This is a genomic window from Cellulosimicrobium sp. BMG9.22, from assembly GCF_059159975.1.
Map to the genome: position 1 here is coordinate 14,794 of NZ_JBZGBY010000017.1, position 14,203 is coordinate 28,996.

14 protein-coding genes are annotated in these 14,203 nt (G+C 74.0%); 9 read left to right on the top strand and 5 right to left on the bottom strand.

Features of this window, described 5'->3' with window-relative positions; all coding sequences use genetic code 11:
- Positions 1 to 10 precede the first annotated feature (10 nt).
- The gene (lexA, locus tag AC4H2H_RS12450) at positions 11 to 739 is read right to left on the bottom strand and encodes a transcriptional repressor LexA (protein ID WP_494371125.1); all 729 of its coding nucleotides are present in this window, start codon (positions 737 to 739) and stop codon (positions 11 to 13) included.
- A 339-nt stretch (positions 740 to 1,078) separates the two neighbouring features.
- Between lexA and AC4H2H_RS12455 the strand changes: the two genes are divergently transcribed.
- Together AC4H2H_RS12455 and nrdR are read left to right on the top strand one after the other, a co-directional pair.
- A complete protein-coding gene (locus AC4H2H_RS12455) occupies positions 1,079 to 1,438 on the top strand; it encodes a LysM peptidoglycan-binding domain-containing protein (RefSeq protein ID WP_494371126.1) in 360 nt (119 codons plus the stop codon).
- A 390-nt stretch (positions 1,439 to 1,828) separates the two neighbouring features.
- On the top strand, positions 1,829 to 2,416 hold the full coding sequence (nrdR, locus tag AC4H2H_RS12460; protein ID WP_494371127.1) for a transcriptional regulator NrdR: 588 nt from the start codon (positions 1,829 to 1,831) through the stop codon (positions 2,414 to 2,416).
- A gap of 9 nt (positions 2,417 to 2,425) precedes the next feature.
- Here the strand turns inward: nrdR and AC4H2H_RS12465 are convergent, their stop codons facing one another.
- Positions 2,426 to 3,481: an aldo/keto reductase gene (locus AC4H2H_RS12465; protein WP_494371128.1), complete on the bottom strand. Its 1,056-nt coding sequence runs from the start codon at positions 3,479 to 3,481 to the stop codon at positions 2,426 to 2,428.
- A 145-nt stretch (positions 3,482 to 3,626) separates the two neighbouring features.
- Between AC4H2H_RS12465 and AC4H2H_RS12470 the strand changes: the two genes are divergently transcribed.
- Entirely contained in the window at positions 3,627 to 3,821 is a 195-nt protein-coding gene (locus AC4H2H_RS12470; RefSeq protein ID WP_494371129.1) for a DUF5302 domain-containing protein, read from the top strand.
- Positions 3,822 to 3,890: 69 nt separating this feature from the next.
- Here the strand turns inward: AC4H2H_RS12470 and serA are convergent, their stop codons facing one another.
- Positions 3,891 to 5,090 (bottom strand): phosphoglycerate dehydrogenase, encoded by a 1,200-nt coding sequence (gene serA, locus AC4H2H_RS12475; RefSeq protein WP_494371130.1) that lies wholly within the window; start codon positions 5,088 to 5,090, stop codon positions 3,891 to 3,893.
- Between the two features lie 76 nt (positions 5,091 to 5,166).
- Positions 5,167 to 7,491, bottom strand: coding sequence for a HelD family protein (locus AC4H2H_RS12480; RefSeq protein ID WP_494371131.1), 2,325 nt, complete (start codon positions 7,489 to 7,491; stop codon positions 5,167 to 5,169).
- 106 nt (positions 7,492 to 7,597) lie between these two features.
- Between AC4H2H_RS12480 and AC4H2H_RS12485 the strand changes: the two genes are divergently transcribed.
- The 5 genes from AC4H2H_RS12485 to AC4H2H_RS12505 all read left to right on the top strand — a co-directional run bounded on the left by AC4H2H_RS12485 (position 7,598) and on the right by AC4H2H_RS12505 (position 12,600).
- A complete protein-coding gene (locus AC4H2H_RS12485; RefSeq protein ID WP_494371132.1) occupies positions 7,598 to 8,917 on the top strand; it encodes a PP2C family protein-serine/threonine phosphatase in 1,320 nt (439 codons plus the stop codon).
- Positions 8,914 to 10,593, top strand: coding sequence for a sensor histidine kinase (locus tag AC4H2H_RS12490; RefSeq protein ID WP_494371133.1), 1,680 nt, complete (start codon positions 8,914 to 8,916; stop codon positions 10,591 to 10,593). Before AC4H2H_RS12485 ends, AC4H2H_RS12490 begins: the two co-directional genes overlap by 4 nt.
- Positions 10,590 to 11,030 carry a response regulator gene (locus AC4H2H_RS12495; protein ID WP_494371134.1) on the top strand — a complete coding sequence of 147 codons (441 nt, stop codon included), beginning with the start codon at positions 10,590 to 10,592 and terminating at the stop codon, positions 11,028 to 11,030. The genes AC4H2H_RS12490 and AC4H2H_RS12495 overlap by 4 nt, the downstream gene beginning before the upstream one ends.
- A 131-nt stretch (positions 11,031 to 11,161) precedes the next feature.
- A complete protein-coding gene (locus AC4H2H_RS12500; protein ID WP_494371135.1) occupies positions 11,162 to 12,088 on the top strand; it encodes a proteasome assembly chaperone family protein in 927 nt (308 codons plus the stop codon).
- A 308-nt stretch (positions 12,089 to 12,396) separates the two neighbouring features.
- Positions 12,397 to 12,600 (top strand): cold-shock protein, encoded by a 204-nt coding sequence (locus AC4H2H_RS12505; RefSeq protein ID WP_125775282.1) that lies wholly within the window; start codon positions 12,397 to 12,399, stop codon positions 12,598 to 12,600.
- A gap of 86 nt (positions 12,601 to 12,686) precedes the next feature.
- Here AC4H2H_RS12505 and AC4H2H_RS12510 read toward each other — a convergent pair whose 3' ends face one another.
- Positions 12,687 to 13,496, bottom strand: coding sequence for a spermidine synthase (locus AC4H2H_RS12510; RefSeq protein WP_494371136.1), 810 nt, complete (start codon positions 13,494 to 13,496; stop codon positions 12,687 to 12,689).
- Between the two features lie 252 nt (positions 13,497 to 13,748).
- On the opposite strand from AC4H2H_RS12510, the gene AC4H2H_RS12515 reads away from it, so the two are divergent.
- The gene (locus tag AC4H2H_RS12515; protein WP_494371137.1) at positions 13,749 to 14,192 is read left to right on the top strand and encodes an SAV_6107 family HEPN domain-containing protein; all 444 of its coding nucleotides are present in this window, start codon (positions 13,749 to 13,751) and stop codon (positions 14,190 to 14,192) included.
- Positions 14,193 to 14,203: the final 11 nt, after the last annotated feature.

The window sequence follows — 14,203 nt, forward strand, 5'->3', positions numbered from 1 at the left end:
CTCGTCGTGGTCAGAGGCTGCGCAGCACCGAGACGACGCGCCCGAGCACCTGCGCGTCGTCGCCGGGGATCGGGTCGTACGCGGCGTTGCGCGGCATGAGCCAGACGTGCCCGTCGGCGCGGCGCAGGCTCTTGACCGTCGCCTCACCGTCGATCATCGCCGCGACGATCTCGCCGTTCTCGGCGACCGGCTGCCGACGCACGACCACCCAGTCGCCGTCGCAGATCGCGGCGTCGATCATCGAGTCGCCCTGCACGCGCAGGAGGAACAGCTCGCCCTCGCCGACCAGCTGGCGGGGCAGCGGGAAGACGTCCTCGACCAGCTGCTCGGCGAGGATGGGACCGCCTGCGGCGATCCGTCCGACGACGGGCACGTACGACGGGGCCGGGTGCGCCTCGTCGTACTCCGGCGGGGAGGACGTGCCGGGGAGCGCGGTGGCGCGGCGGGAGTCGTCGGGCTGGACGACCTCGATGGCCCGGGGCCGGTTCGGGTCCCGGCGCAGGTACCCCTTGCGCTCGAGCGTCATGAGCTGGTGCTTGACCGACGAGGGGCTCGTCAGGCCGACCGCCTCGCCGATCTCGCGCATGCTGGGCGGATAGCCGCGCTGCTCGACGCACGCCCTGATCGTCTCGAGCACGAGGCGCTGGCGCGGCGTCAGCCCGTCGCCCCCCGCCGAGCCGTCCGGGAGCTCACGCACCTCGGCGAGCCCCCGTGCGCTGTCCGTGCCTCGTCCCGCCATGGTCCGCTCCGCCCTCGTCCGTCGCTGGCCGCGGAGCTCGACTGCGGGCTCCCGGCCACCCTCACCCGGGACGAGCGCCCCGGGTTCGGCCGTGCCGGAGCGTCCAGGTGTGGACATGTCCGGCGAACCGACCTGACCCCAGGCTAGGGGAGAGCGCGACACGAATCAAACATCTGTTCGAGCATGTCTCGACTCCGTCGGCCGTTCGTGATAGACCTTCGTACAGATGTTCGACGTACACGTGTTCGACCGACGCCTCGTCGGCGGACGCACGACGGGGCTCGCGGGGCGGATCGACCGGGGAAGGCGATCCGCCCCACGAGCCGGGACGGAGAAGACATGAGCACGATCACGCTGCCGGCGTCCGGGCCGGCCGTCTCGCGCGAGAGCCGTCGGGCGCCCGGCGGTCGGCTTCGCCTCACGCGCCGAGGGCGGGTGGTGCTCGTCGTGCTCGTCGCGCTGGTCGCCCTGCTCGCCGCCCGGGTCGGTTCCGCGGTGGCGGGTGCGCCCGGTGAACCCGTCGAGGTGCGGGTCCACGTGGTGTCCGCGGGCGAGTCCCTGTGGGGTCTCGCCGCCGCCGTCGCCGACCCGGGCGAGGATCTCCGCGACGTCGTCGGCGGCCTCGTCGAGCTGAACGAGCTCCCGTCGGCAGGGCTCCAGGTGGGTCAGCGGGTGCTCCTGCCGGTCGATGGCGCATGACGCGGGTCGGGCTGCTCGCCGCCCCTGCGCGCCGGATGTGACCGAGGACACGTCTCGCGCTGGCGGCGAGTGGGGCTCGGGGGGTTGCGGAGACGATTAGGGTGACCTAAGTTAGTATCACCTCACACGCCGGGCCGGGGGGCTGGGCGAGAGGCGAGGAGCACGCGGTCCACCGCGACTCCTGCGCACGTCGACGCGCGTGAGGCGAGACACGCGCGAGATGGGGACGGGGGCGTCCCGACGGGGGCGGTCGGAATCGACCGCCCCCGTTCTGCTGCCGCCCGCGGTCAGCCCCTTCCGTTCCGCGTGTTGCACGCGCGCACCGCGACGGCTTACGTTCGACGCGCCGACGCCGACGGCGCCGGCGTGATCCCGCGGAGGAGCCCGCCCATGCACTGCCCGTTCTGCCGCCACGCGGACTCCCGAGTCGTCGACTCGCGCACCTCCGACGACGGCGCGTCGATCCGTCGCCGGCGCCAGTGCCCGGCGTGCAACCGCCGGTTCACGACGATCGAGACCGCGAGCCTGTCCGTCGTCAAGAGATCGGGTGTCACCGAGCCGTTCTCGCGGGAGAAGATCGTCAACGGCGTCCGCAAGGCGTGCCAGGGTCGCCCGGTCAACGAGGACGATCTCGCGGTCCTGGCGCAGAGGGTCGAGGAGACGATCCGCGCGAGCGGGAGCGCAGAGCTCGACGCGTACGAGATCGGTCTCGCGATCCTGGGCCCGCTGCGCGAGCTCGACGAGGTCGCCTACCTCCGGTTCGCGAGCGTCTACCAGGCGTTCGACTCCCTCGAGGACTTCGAGAGCGCGATCACCTCGCTGCGGGTCGAGCGGGCCGAGCGTCGGCGTGCGGCGTCCGGGTCGGGCGACGCCCTCGACGGCGAAGGTCCCGACGGCGAAGGTCCCGGCGGCGAAGGTCCCGGCGGGGAGGGCCCCGGTCCCGACGACCACGTCGAGGAAGCGGCGTCCGCGCGCTGACCACGCCGCCTACAGGTCGCTCGACCGGGCGGCCCAGATGTTGATGCCGCTGTCCGCGGGGATCGCCCTGACCGCGCCGAGCTCCTCCGCGGTCAGCGGAGGAACCTCGAGCGCCGCGAGGTTCTCGTCGAGCTGCTGGGTCGAGCTCGCGCCGAGGAGCACGGACGTCACGCGCTCGTCGCGCAACGCCCATGCCACGGCCGTCTGGGCGAGCGACCTCCCGTTCGCGCGGGCGAGCCGGTCGAGCCGGCGGACGTGCGCGAGGTTCTCCTCGCGCAGGAACTCGCGCCGGAGCGGTCCGCCGCGCGCGGCGCGCGAGGTCTCGGGCACACCGCCGAGATACCGGTCGGTGAGCATCCCCTGCGCGAGCGGTGAGAAGGCGACGACACCGGTGCCGGTCTCGCCGGCCACGTCCAGCAGGCTCCGCCCGGCCGCGTCCGCCGGGTCCGGTTCCTCGATCCAGCGGTTGAGCATCGAGTACGAGACCTGGGTCACGACGAGGTCGACGCCGAGGCGTGCGGCGACGTCGAGCGCCTCCCTCGTCCGGCTCGCCGAGTACGACGAGATGCCGGCGTACCGGGCCCGACCGGAGCGCACCGCCGTCGCGAGAGCGCCGACGGTCTCGGTGAGCGGCGTCGTGGGGTCGAACCGGTGGCTGTAGAAGATGTCGACGTGGTCGAGACCGAGCCGTCGCAGCGAGGCGTCGAGGGAGGAGAGCAGGTACTTGCGCGAGCCGCCCTCGCCGTACGGGCCGGGTCCCATGCGGTAGCCCGCCTTGGTCGTCACGACGAGCTCGTCGCGCACGGGCCGCAGCTCGCGGGCGAGCAGCCTGCCCAGCGACTCCTCGGCCGCGCCCCCGGGCGGGCCGTAGTTGTTCGCGAGGTCCAGGTGGGTCACGCCGCGGCCCACGGCGTGCAGGACGATCTCACGCTGGGTGGCGGCAGGGTCGGCGTCGCCGAAGTTCTGCCAGAGCCCCAGGGAGAGGGCCGGGAGCGTCAGGCCGCCGCGACCGAGCGGCCGGTGCGGGATCGGCACGTGGGCGGTCGGGGACGGCGTGGACGGCACGGCCTCGACGCTACCGGACCCGGCACGTGGCGGCGGCTGCGCCACCGGCGAAATCAGGTGGCGCTGCCGGGAGCGGTGCGAGACCCTGGCCGTGGGCCCGCCTGGTCGGGCCCGTCCACATCCCCCACCGACGAGGAGCCCGCCCATGGCGTCCGACGCGCAGCAACCTGCTGCAGACACTGCACCGACCGACGAGGCCAAGGCGAAGTTCCGTGAGGCGCTCGACCGCAAGAAGGCGGCGCAGCACCGGACGGCGGACGGCGAGACGAACACCGGTTCGGTGCACGGCTCGGAGACCGTCGGGCCCGTCCAGCGCACGTTCCGCCGCAAGTCCGGCTGACCCGCCGCACGGACCGTTCCGTCGTCCGGCTCCCCGCTCGGGGGGCCGGACGACGTGCGTCAGGGCCCGTCAGTCGAGGACGCGCAGCGCGATCGTCTGGTCCATGCCCGCGAGGGCCTCGATGACGGCGGGCTCGACGCGCGAGCCGACGTCCGTGACGACGTAGCCGAGCTCGCCGCGGGTCGCGAGGAGCTGGCCCTCGATGTTGGTGCCGTGCTCCGCGAGGGTCGCGTTGACCGCGGCGAGCACACCCGGCGTGTTGCGGTGCAGGTGCGTGATGCGCGTGATCCCGGTGGTCTGCTCGAGCGCGAGGTTCGGCAGGTTGACGCTCAGCGTCGTCGAGCCGGTGGTCAGGTAGTCGCGCAGCTTCGCCGAGACGAACTGCCCGATGGCCTCCTGGGCCTCCTCCGTCGACCCGCCGATGTGCGGCGTGAGGATGACGTTCGGCAGGCCGCGGAGCTCGGAGTCGAACGCGTCGCCCTTGCGCTTCGGCTCGTGCGGGAAGACGTCGACGGCAGCGCCGGAGACGTGGCCGGCCACGATCGCCTCGCGCAGGGCGCCGTAGTCGACGACGAAGCCGCGCGAGAGGTTGAGGAAGATCGCGCCCGAGCGCATGCGGGCGAGCTGCTTCGCGCCGAACAACCCGGCGTTCCCCTCGCGCCCGTCGACGTGCAGCGTCACGACGTCGGCCTGCTCGAGCAGCTCGTCGAGCGTGTCCATGCGGCGCGCGTTGCCGAGCGCGAGCTTCTCGGCCGTGTCGTAGAAGACCACCGACATGCCGAGGTTCTCGGCGACGACGGAGAGCTGGGTGCCGATGTTGCCGTAGCCGACGATGCCCAGCGTGCGGCCGCGCACCTCGTGCGCACCCTCCGCGGACTTGTCCCACCGGCCCTCGTGCAGGGCCTTGTCGCGCTCGGTCAGGCGGCGCGTCAGCGCGATGATCTCCGCGAGCGCGATCTCGACCACCGAGCGCGTGTTCTGGAACGGCGCGTTGAAGACGGCCACGCCCTGGGCCGCGGCGGACCGCAGGTCGATCTGGTTGGTGCCGATGCAGAACGCGCCGAGCGCCACCAGGTCGGGGGCGTTCTCGAGCACGTTCGCGGTGACGTTCGTCTTGGACCGGATGCCGAGCAGGTGGACGCCGTCGAGCGCCTCGATGAGCTCGGACTCGTCGAGGGCGCCGGTGCGGACGGTGACGTCGATCCCGGAGGCCTCGAGGTTCGAGGCGGCGAGGGGGTGCAGGTTTTCGAGGAGGAGGGCGCGTAGCACCCACCCATGGTGCGCCGTGGACGGCGTGGCGACCAAACGGGTCTTGACCCTCGGGACGAGGTGAACGACCTCCCGATCACGCCCCGCCCGGCTCCACGATCCCCGCCGGCAGCTCGCGCGCGTGCACGAGGACGAGCCGCTGCGTCGGCCGCGTCATCGCGACGTACAGGTCGGACGCCCCCGAGGGCCCCGCCGCGACGTCGGCCGGCTCGACGAGAACGACCGCGTCGAACTCGAGGCCCTTGACCTCCACTGGGTCGAGCACGACGACCGTCTCGTCGGCGCCGCCGTCCTCGACGCCGAGCGCCGCGCGCAGGTGCGCGACGCTCGCTCGCGCCGCCACGACGGCGACGCGGCCGGCGTCGTCCGCCACGAACTCGGCGCGCGCGGCCTCGACCTGCGCGCGGACCGCGGCGACGAGGTCCGCCGTGCGGTCGGGCCCGGCGGGGGCGGCCGGTCCGGCGGCGCCGACGGGGCCGACGGCGACGACGCGCAGCGCGTCCGGCACCTCGCGCGCGGACGTCAGCGGCGAGACCGGCAGGCCCGCGGCGACGGCCGCGCGGCGGGCCGCGTCCGCGACCGCGGCGGGCGTGCGGTAGTTGACGGTGAGCTCCGCGAGCCGCCACGCGTCACGGAACACCGGGTCGAGCATCCCCCTCCACGAGCGGGCGCCCGCGGGCGACGACGTCTGCGCCACGTCCCCGACGATCGTGAACGAGCGCGTCGGGCAGCGGCGCACGAGCATGCGCCACGCCATCGCCGACAGCTCCTGCGCCTCGTCGACCACGACGTGCCCGTACGTCCACGACCGGTCCTGCACGGCACGCTCCGCCGTCGTGAGCCGGGGACCGCTCGCGGCGAACCGCTCCGCGAGCACGTCGGCCCCGACGATCCCGGCACCCGCGCCCGACGACTCGAGCACCTGGCGCGCGTACTCGAGGTCCCGCGTGCGCTGCGCGGCCTGGGCCGCCGCCTCGGCACGCTCGGCCTGGTCGTCCTCCCCGAGCAGCTCGGCGGCCTCGTCGAGCAGCGGGACGTCCGCGGGGGTCCAGGGCGAGCCCTTCGGCCGTGCGAGCAGCCGCTGGTCCTCCACCGAGAGCTCGGGCGCCGCCTCGGCGAGCCGGTGCGGCTTGGTGAACAGGTCCTCGACGAGCCGCTCGGGCGTGATGGGCAGCCACGCGAGGTTCAGCGCCACCCGCACGTCGTGGTGCGAGCGGAGGTCCTCGAGGACGACCGCCCGGTCCTCGCCGACCAGCGGCTCGCCGAGCTGCGTCCCGTACTGGTCCACGAGACGCGAGAGCATCTCGCGCACGAACGTCACGCGCGCGAGGTTGTGCGGCTTGTGCGCGCGCCGCGCCTTGGCGATGGCGTCGCGCACGTCACGTCGTCGGATCACGAGGTCCCGGCCGTCGAGGCGCACCGGCACGTCGTGGGCAGGCACGCGCTCGCGCGCCCGCACGGCGCGGAGGACCGCGCGCGCCATGACCGCCCGCCCCTTGACGCGCGCGACCAGCGGGTCCTCGTCGCCGTCCGCGACGACGCCGGGCAGGAGGTCCGCGATCGTCGTGCTGACGACGCCCGTCTCTCCGAGGGACGGCAGCACCTGGTCGATGTAGCGCAGGAACGACAGGCTGGGGCCGACGAGCAGGACTCCCGAGCGCTCGAGCACGCGCCGGTGCGCGTAGAGCAGGTACGCGGCGCGGTGCAGCGCGACCGCGGTCTTGCCGGTGCCGGGCCCGCCCTGCACGACGAGCGCGCCGGCGAGCGCCGAGCGGATGATCGTGTCCTGCTCGGCCTGGATCGTCGCGACGATGTCGCCCATGCGCCCGGTGCGGCCCGCGGCCATGGCGGCGAGCAGGGCTCCCTCGCCGGACAGCGAGGTCCCGGTGACGTCGGCCGGCGCGTCGAGGTCGAGGAGCTCGTCCTCGATCCCGGTCACCTCGCGTCCGCGCGTCACGAGGTGGCGACGGCGCACGACGCCGTCGGGGTGCGCCGCGGTCGCGCGGTAGAAGGCCTGGGCGGCGGGAGCGCGCCAGTCGGTGAGCAGGGACGTGTGCTCGGCGTCGGCGAGCCCGATGCGGCCGACGTAGCGGGCGGCGCCGTCGTCGAGGTCGAGGCGGCCGAACGCCAGGCGGTCCTCGACCGCGTCGAGCTGGGCGACGCGGTCCTCGTAGAGGGTCGCGAACGCGTCGCGCTCGCTGCGGTTCTGCGGGGAGCCGGAGGGGCCCGAGCGCCGCACGGCGTCGAGCCGTGCGCGTGCCGCCGCCCGCAGCTCGTCGAGGCGCGCGTAGAGGGTGTCCACGACCTCCTGCTCGAGCCGGAGCTCGTCGATGCGTCCCACGCTGTCCCTTCGTCGACCCGTGCCGCGCTCCCCGTCGTGCCCGCCGGTGCGGCCGTCCATTATGGCGCACGGGGAGCCTGTCGCAGACACGCGCTCGCCCGGCAGGGCCGGAAGCGACCCGCCCGCTAGGATCGGGGCCCATGGCGACCAGACGGGAGCCGGCGTCGTGACGGAGAACGACCGGCAGGTCCCCCCCGAGGGGCGCTCGGCACGGGGCGACGTGTCGCGCCCGCAGCGTGCCGTGCTCGCTCCGACCGACGAGCTGCGGATCCTCCTCGTCGAGGACGACGACGGCGACGCGATCCTCGTCGAGGAGCTGCTCTCCGACGCGAACCTCAAGGTCGAGCTGCACCGGGCGACGACGCTCGACGCCGCGCTCGACATGCTCCTCACCCACCACGTCGACTGCGTCCTGCTGGACCTCGGCCTCCCGGACTCGGTGGGCCTGTCGGCCGTGGAGCGGGTCCGGGCCGGGACTCACCCGCCCGCGCTCGTCGTGCTCACGGGACACGCGGGCATCGACCTCGGCGTCCAGGCGGTCGCGGCCGGAGCCGACGACTACCTCGTCAAGGGCGAGGTCGACGGCGACCTGCTCGGGCGCTCGGTGCGCTACGCCGTCCAGCGCCGCATGTCCGTCGAGCAGCAGCGTGCTCTGTACCGCAGCGAGGTCCGCGCCGCGGAGACGGCCAGGCTCGAGCGTGCGCTCCTGCCCACGCCGCTCGTGCAGGACGACCGCCTCGACGTGATGGTCGGCTACGTCCCGGGCGGCAACGGCCTCCTGGGCGGTGACTTCTACGACGCCGTCGAACGGCCGGACGGGTCCGTCCTGTGCGTCATCGGCGACGTCGCGGGGCACGGACCCGACGAGGCCGCGCTCGGGGCGACGCTGCGCACGGCGTGGCGCACGATCGTGCTCAGCGACACCGAGCCTGCCGGGATCCTGCCGCTGCTCGAGCGTGTCCTCGTGCCGGAGCGAGCACGCTCGGAGGTCTTCGTCACGCTGTGCCAGGTCGTGGTCTCCGCAGACCGTCGCCGAGCCGAGATCTACCTCGCGGGCCACCTCGCCCCGCTCCTCCTGCGGGACACGTCCTCGGAGATCCGGCCGACGGCCCGGGGCCGCGCGCTCGGCATCCCCGTCTCGGGCGGGTGGACGCCGCAGGAGGTGGACCTGGGGGAGCGCTGGGCGCTCATGCTCTACACCGACGGCCTCGTCGAGGCGACCGTGGCGGGACCCGAGGGCGCCGGTGCCGGCCTGCGCGCACGACCGGAGCGCGTCGGGGTCGAGGGCCTGCGCCGCGCCGTGGACGCCGCGCTCGAGCACGGCACCGAAGGTGTCGTGGAGCGCGTGTTCCACCGCGTGCGGGACCTGCACGGTGGGCCCCTGGCGGACGACGCCGCGCTCCTCGTCATCGGCTGGGGCGGCGACACCGCGTCCCCGGGCGAGCGCACCGCGACCCTCGCGGACTCCGACGAGTGGGCGCGGTGAGCGCGACGCCGGACGGTCCGCGCGGTGCGCCGACCCGTGCCGAGACCCGTGCTCCGACGCTGCGCCGCAGGCTCGGCTGGGCGCTCGTCGTCGCCGGGGTGATCCTGCTCGGGGTCCTCGCGACGTCGGCGATCGCGCTCTCCCGCGTGCTCACGCTGCAGGCCGAGGTCACCGGGCCCTACTTCGAGGCCGTCACGCAGGCGGACGCGGCCTACGTCGGCCTGCTCGACGCCGAGGTCGCGGTGCGCGCGTTCGTCGCCACGGGGGACGACACGGCGCTCGAGGCCTACACGCGCGCCGTCGGACCGGACGCCGCGGGAGTCGTCCCGGACCCGGACGTGCTCGCAGGCCTGGATCTCGACGACGACCTCGCCACGACGACGGAGCAGGCGGACGCCTCCGTCCGCGCCTGGGTCGCGCAGTATGCCGAGCCGGCGATCGCCAGGACCGAGGACGTAGGGCCCGGACGCGTGCGGGCCGGCGACCAGGCGCGCGGGGCGGAGCTGTTCGGGCAGGCACGGGCGGACACGTCCCACTACGTCGCCGCGCTGCGGGCGGACCGCCTCGAGCACGTCGACGCCCTCGACCGGTGGAGCCGCGCGCTGTTCGGCAGCGTCCTGGTCCTCGTCGGCTCGGCGCTCGCCGTGGGCATCATCCTGTGGGTCTGCCTCAAGCGCTGGGTGACGGATCCGATGGCGGCGCTCGCGCACCGGGTGCGGCTCGTGAGCTCGGGCCAGCTCGACGAGCCCGTCGTGACCTCGGGTCCGGCCGAGATCGCCGACCTCGCGAAGGACGTCGAGCACATGCGGGTCGAGCTAGTGAACCAGGTCGCGGAGATCAAGTCCTCGCACGAGGACGCCGCACGCTCGCACGAGCTCCTGGCCGAGCAGGCGAGCGAGCTCGAGCGCTCGAACCGCGACCTCGAGCAGTTCGCCTACGTCGCCTCGCACGACCTGCAGGAGCCTCTGCGCAAGGTCGCGAGCTTCACCCAGCTCCTCAAGAAGCGGTACGGGGGCGAGCTCGACGAGCGCGCGGACCAGTACATCGACTTCGCGGTCGACGGCGCCAAGCGCATGCAACGCCTGATCCAGGACCTGCTCGGGTTCTCCCGGGTCGGGCGCACCGGTGCCGAGCGGGTCGACGTGGACCTCGAGCGTGCGCTCGAGACCGTGGTCGAGGACGCCTCCGAGACCATCGCCGCGACCGGAGCCACGATCACGCACGACCCGCTGCCCGTCGTCGTCGGCGAGCGCGCCCTGCTGCACCAGCTCCTCGCGAACCTCCTGGGCAACGCGCTGAAGTTCCGCGACCCCGACCGCGCGCCCGTCGTGCACGTCGGCGTGCTCGCGCGCGACACGCACTGGGAGCTCTCCGTCGCCGACAACGGGATCGGGATCGACCCGCAGTACGCCGAGCGCGTGTTCGTCATCTTCCAGCGCCTGCACGCGAAGGACGTCTACGAGGGCACGGGCATCGGCCTCGCGCTGTGCAAGCGCATCGTCGAGTACCACGGCGGCCGCATCTGGATCGAGCCGCGCGAGGGTGGCACGACGATCCGCTTCACCCTCGCCCACGCGTACGTGCACGCCCAGGTCGGCTACGCTCGCTCCGACCGCGACGCGACGCAGGAGACGGCACCCCGCGCGCGCCACGACGACGAGGAGAGCACCGCATGAGCAACGCCAGCCTGCCGATCGACGTCCTGCTGGTCGAGGACGACCCCGGCGACGTGCTCATGACGCGCGAGGCGTTCGAGGACCACAAGGTCACGAACCGCCTCTCGGTGGTCTCCGACGGCGTGAGCGCGCTCGAGTTCCTGCGCAAGCAGGGCGAGCACGCCGACGCCCCGACGCCCGACCTCATCCTGCTCGACCTGAACCTGCCCCGGATGGACGGCCGCGAGGTCCTCGCCGAGCTCAAGGAGGACGAGGCGCTGCGCAAGATCCCGGTCGTCGTCCTCACGACGTCGGAGGCCGAGGAGGACGTGGTGCGCAGCTACTCGCTGCACGCGAACGCCTACGTGACCAAGCCCGTCGACTTCGACCGGTTCATCGACGTCGTGCGGCAGATCGACGACTTCTTCGTCTCGGTAGTGCGCCTGCCGGGTCGCTGAGCACGCGGCTCCGGCCGCGCCCGACCTGCGCGGGAAGGATCAGGCGACCCCTCTTGTTACGGTCCTCAGGCCCTGGGCGCCGCTCGCGGTGCCGGGGCGCAGAGGTGGCAAGGACGTGACGAGGAGGAAGCATGCTGGACCCTCGAGGGATCTACGAGCTCGACGAGCAGGCCGTCGCACGCCTGTGGCCGACGGCTCCCGAACCCGGTGCGGGGCCCGTGCTGCTGCACGCCGTGGCGGGGTTCGTGGACGCCGGGAACGCGGGCGAGATCGCCGTCGAGCACCTGCTCGAGATCGGTGAGGTGACGCGCGTCGCGACGTTCGACGTCGACCAGCTCCTCGACTACCGCTCGAAGCGCGCGACCATGACCTTCAGCACCGACCGCTGGAGCGACTACGACGAGCCGCACCTCGTGATCGACCACGTGCGCGACGCCGAGGGCAGCGGCTTCCTGCTCCTGCACGGAGCCGAGCCGGACGTGCAGTGGGAGCGCGTGGTCGCCGCGGTGCGCGACGTCGTCGAGCGGCTGGGCGTGTCGCTCACGGTCGGTTTCCACGGGATCCCCATGGGCATCCCGCACACGCGCCCGCTGTCCGTGACCGCGCACGCGACGCGGCCCGAGCTGCTCGGCGAGCACTCGTCGTGGTTCGGCACCGTGAAGGTCCCCGCGAGCCTCGCCGCGCTCCTCGAGCTCCGGCTCGGCCGCGCGGGTCACGACGCGGTCGGCTACACGGTCCACGTTCCCCACTACCTCGCGCAGTCGGCGTACCCGCCCGCGGCGGTCGTCGCGCTCGAGCAGGTCCAGCGGGTCACGGGGCTCGACCTCGCGACGGCGGGGCTCGCCGAGGCCGCGCAGGACGCGACGACGGAGGTCGAGCGCCAGGTCCGCGACTCCGAGGAGGTCGCCGCCGTCGTGCGGGCGCTCGAGGAGCAGTACGACGCGTTCGCGCGCTCCGTCGGGCGCACGAGCCTGCTCGCCGAGTCGGCACCCATCCCGACCGCGGAGGAGCTCGGCGCGGAGTTCGAGCGGTTCCTCGCCCAGCAGGCCGGCGACTGACGGCATCGGGCGGCCCCGTGTCCCCGGGGTGCTATGTGCTGAAAAATGCTCACGAGAGCGGCGAGTCGGCGTGGCGGACCTCACACGGCGCGTGCCACACTGTCACCCGTTGCAGTGACGTACCTGCGCACGACCCGGTGCAGGTCACGCGTGGTTCTGCCCGGCGGGGCGGGCCGCGACGGGACCTGCCGGCCGTCCCCGGCCGGGCCGCCGGCGAAGGACGTGGGGCATGACATTGCGGCGCACCGGGGGTGGACGAAGGGTCCGCTCGCTGATGTCCCGGATGGACAGAAGGTCAGAGGAACAGCATGGCGCAGGGTTCTGTGAAGTGGTTCAACGCCGAGAAGGGCTACGGCTTCATCGCGCAGGACGGCGGCGGTGCCGACGTCTTCGTGCACTACTCGGCGATCGAGACGAACGGGTACCGCACGCTCGAAGAGGCGCAGCGGGTCGAGTTCGAGATCACCCAGGGCCCCAAGGGCCCGCAGGCGGAGCAGGTCCGCCCGCTCTGACGTCTCCGACGTCCCGGCCGGCGCCGCCCGGTCGGAGAGCAGTCCCGCAGGAGCCGCACCCGGCACGGGGTGCGGCTCCTGCCGTCTCAGGCCCCTCGTGCCGAGCCGTCCGCGGGCACGGGTCCCACGGGGTCCGTGAAGGGCGTGGCCGGGCCCACGAACGCCGTGAGCTCCGACCCGGCGAGCACGCGCGCCGGGGCCGGGAGCGAACGGACGGCGCGCGCCAGGCCGGGACCGTCGAGATCGAGGGTCCCGCCGTCGCGCACCGCGACGAGCACGACGTTGCCGTAGCGCCGTCCCTTGAGCTGCGCGGGCTCGGCGATCGCGGCGAGGCGTGCGCCGGTGGTGCCGGCCGGGCCGGCGGGGCCCCGCGCCGGGGGACCTGTCAGCGCGGCGGCGATCGTCGCGAGCTCGCGCCGGGTCGTGGTGAGCGGAGGCCGGTCGGCGCAGTTGACGAGGTAGACACCGCCAGGGCGCAGCACCCGCCGCACGTCTGCCACGGCACCGAGCGTGACGAGGTGCTCGGGGGTCCGGTCGCCGTCGAACACGTCCCGCACGACGACGTCGAACGACTCCTCGGGCAGGCTCGCCACGGCGTGGCGGGCGTCGTCCGGGCGAAGGCGCAGACGGGGGGAGCGCGGCAGGTCGAACCACTCGCGCACGAGCTCGAGCAGCCGGGCGTCGAGATCGATGCCGACCTGGCTCGAGCCGGGACGGCTGTGCTCGACCCACCGCGCGAGGGTGCATCCCGCCGCGCCGAGGTGCAGGACGCGCAGCGGGCCCGCGGGGAGCTCGTCGACGACGGCCGCCATCTGCTGCATGTACTCGAACGCCAGCATCCCGGGGTCGTCCAGGTCGAGGTGGGAGCTCGGGACGCCGTTGACGTACAGCGTCACCGCTGAGGGACGGTCGGGGTCGCGCTCGACGTGCGCCGTCCCGGTGGACGTCGGGACCGGCTCCGTGGGCAGCTCCGCAGGACGGGGCCCCGTGCCTCGTCGCCGGGGCGATGTGGGTGGCCCCGAGGATCCTGGTGAGCGACGGGCGGTGCGGCGGGCCATGCGCCCACGGTACGGGCACACCGGGCACGTCCGGTGACGACGTTGACAGGAGTCGAACACGTGTTCGATAGTGGGAGCGGGAGGTGCGCGATGACGAACGACGCAGGCGTGAGAGGTCCGGCCGCCGTACCGGCGGAGGTGCACCGGCTGCTGGCGCGCGCGGAGGCCGAGCTCGTCGCGGCGTCGCTCGCGACGAACCCCGCGGAGCGGTTCCTCCACGCGCACCTCGGCGCCCTCCGGGCCGCCGCCGCGGTCGTCGCGCTGCGCGGGCGGCCCGTCCGCCGCGGGCGCGCCCGGCCGGTGTGGGACCAGCTGGCCGACGCCGAGCCCGGCCTTGCCGCCTGGTCGGTCTACTTCGCGAGCGGCGCGCGCGTGCGTGCGGCGGTGGACGCCGGCCGGTTCGACGCCGTCGACGCGCGCCGCGCCGACGAGCTCGTCGCGTGCGCGGAGGACTTCCGGGACGAGGTGGCGATGCTCGTCGACCCGCAGGCGGGCTTCGTCCGCCTGCCAGGGCTGCGGACCGTGGCGTCGTGACCAGCGCGCCG

Coding starts and splice junctions, on each gene's coding strand:
- lexA (WP_494371125.1), bottom strand. CDS start 739: ATGGCGGGACGAGGCACGGACAGCGCACGGGGGCTCGCCGAGGTGCGT.
- AC4H2H_RS12480 (WP_494371131.1), bottom strand. CDS start 7,491: ATGGACGGCCGCACCGGCGGGCACGACGGGGAGCGCGGCACGGGTCGA.
- AC4H2H_RS12500 (WP_494371135.1), top strand. CDS start 11,162: ATGCTGGACCCTCGAGGGATCTACGAGCTCGACGAGCAGGCCGTCGCA.
- nrdR (WP_494371127.1), top strand. CDS start 1,829: ATGCACTGCCCGTTCTGCCGCCACGCGGACTCCCGAGTCGTCGACTCG.
- AC4H2H_RS12515 (WP_494371137.1), top strand. CDS start 13,749: ATGACGAACGACGCAGGCGTGAGAGGTCCGGCCGCCGTACCGGCGGAG.
- AC4H2H_RS12455 (WP_494371126.1), top strand. CDS start 1,079: ATGAGCACGATCACGCTGCCGGCGTCCGGGCCGGCCGTCTCGCGCGAG.
- AC4H2H_RS12470 (WP_494371129.1), top strand. CDS start 3,627: ATGGCGTCCGACGCGCAGCAACCTGCTGCAGACACTGCACCGACCGAC.
- AC4H2H_RS12505 (WP_125775282.1), top strand. CDS start 12,397: ATGGCGCAGGGTTCTGTGAAGTGGTTCAACGCCGAGAAGGGCTACGGC.
- AC4H2H_RS12495 (WP_494371134.1), top strand. CDS start 10,590: ATGAGCAACGCCAGCCTGCCGATCGACGTCCTGCTGGTCGAGGACGAC.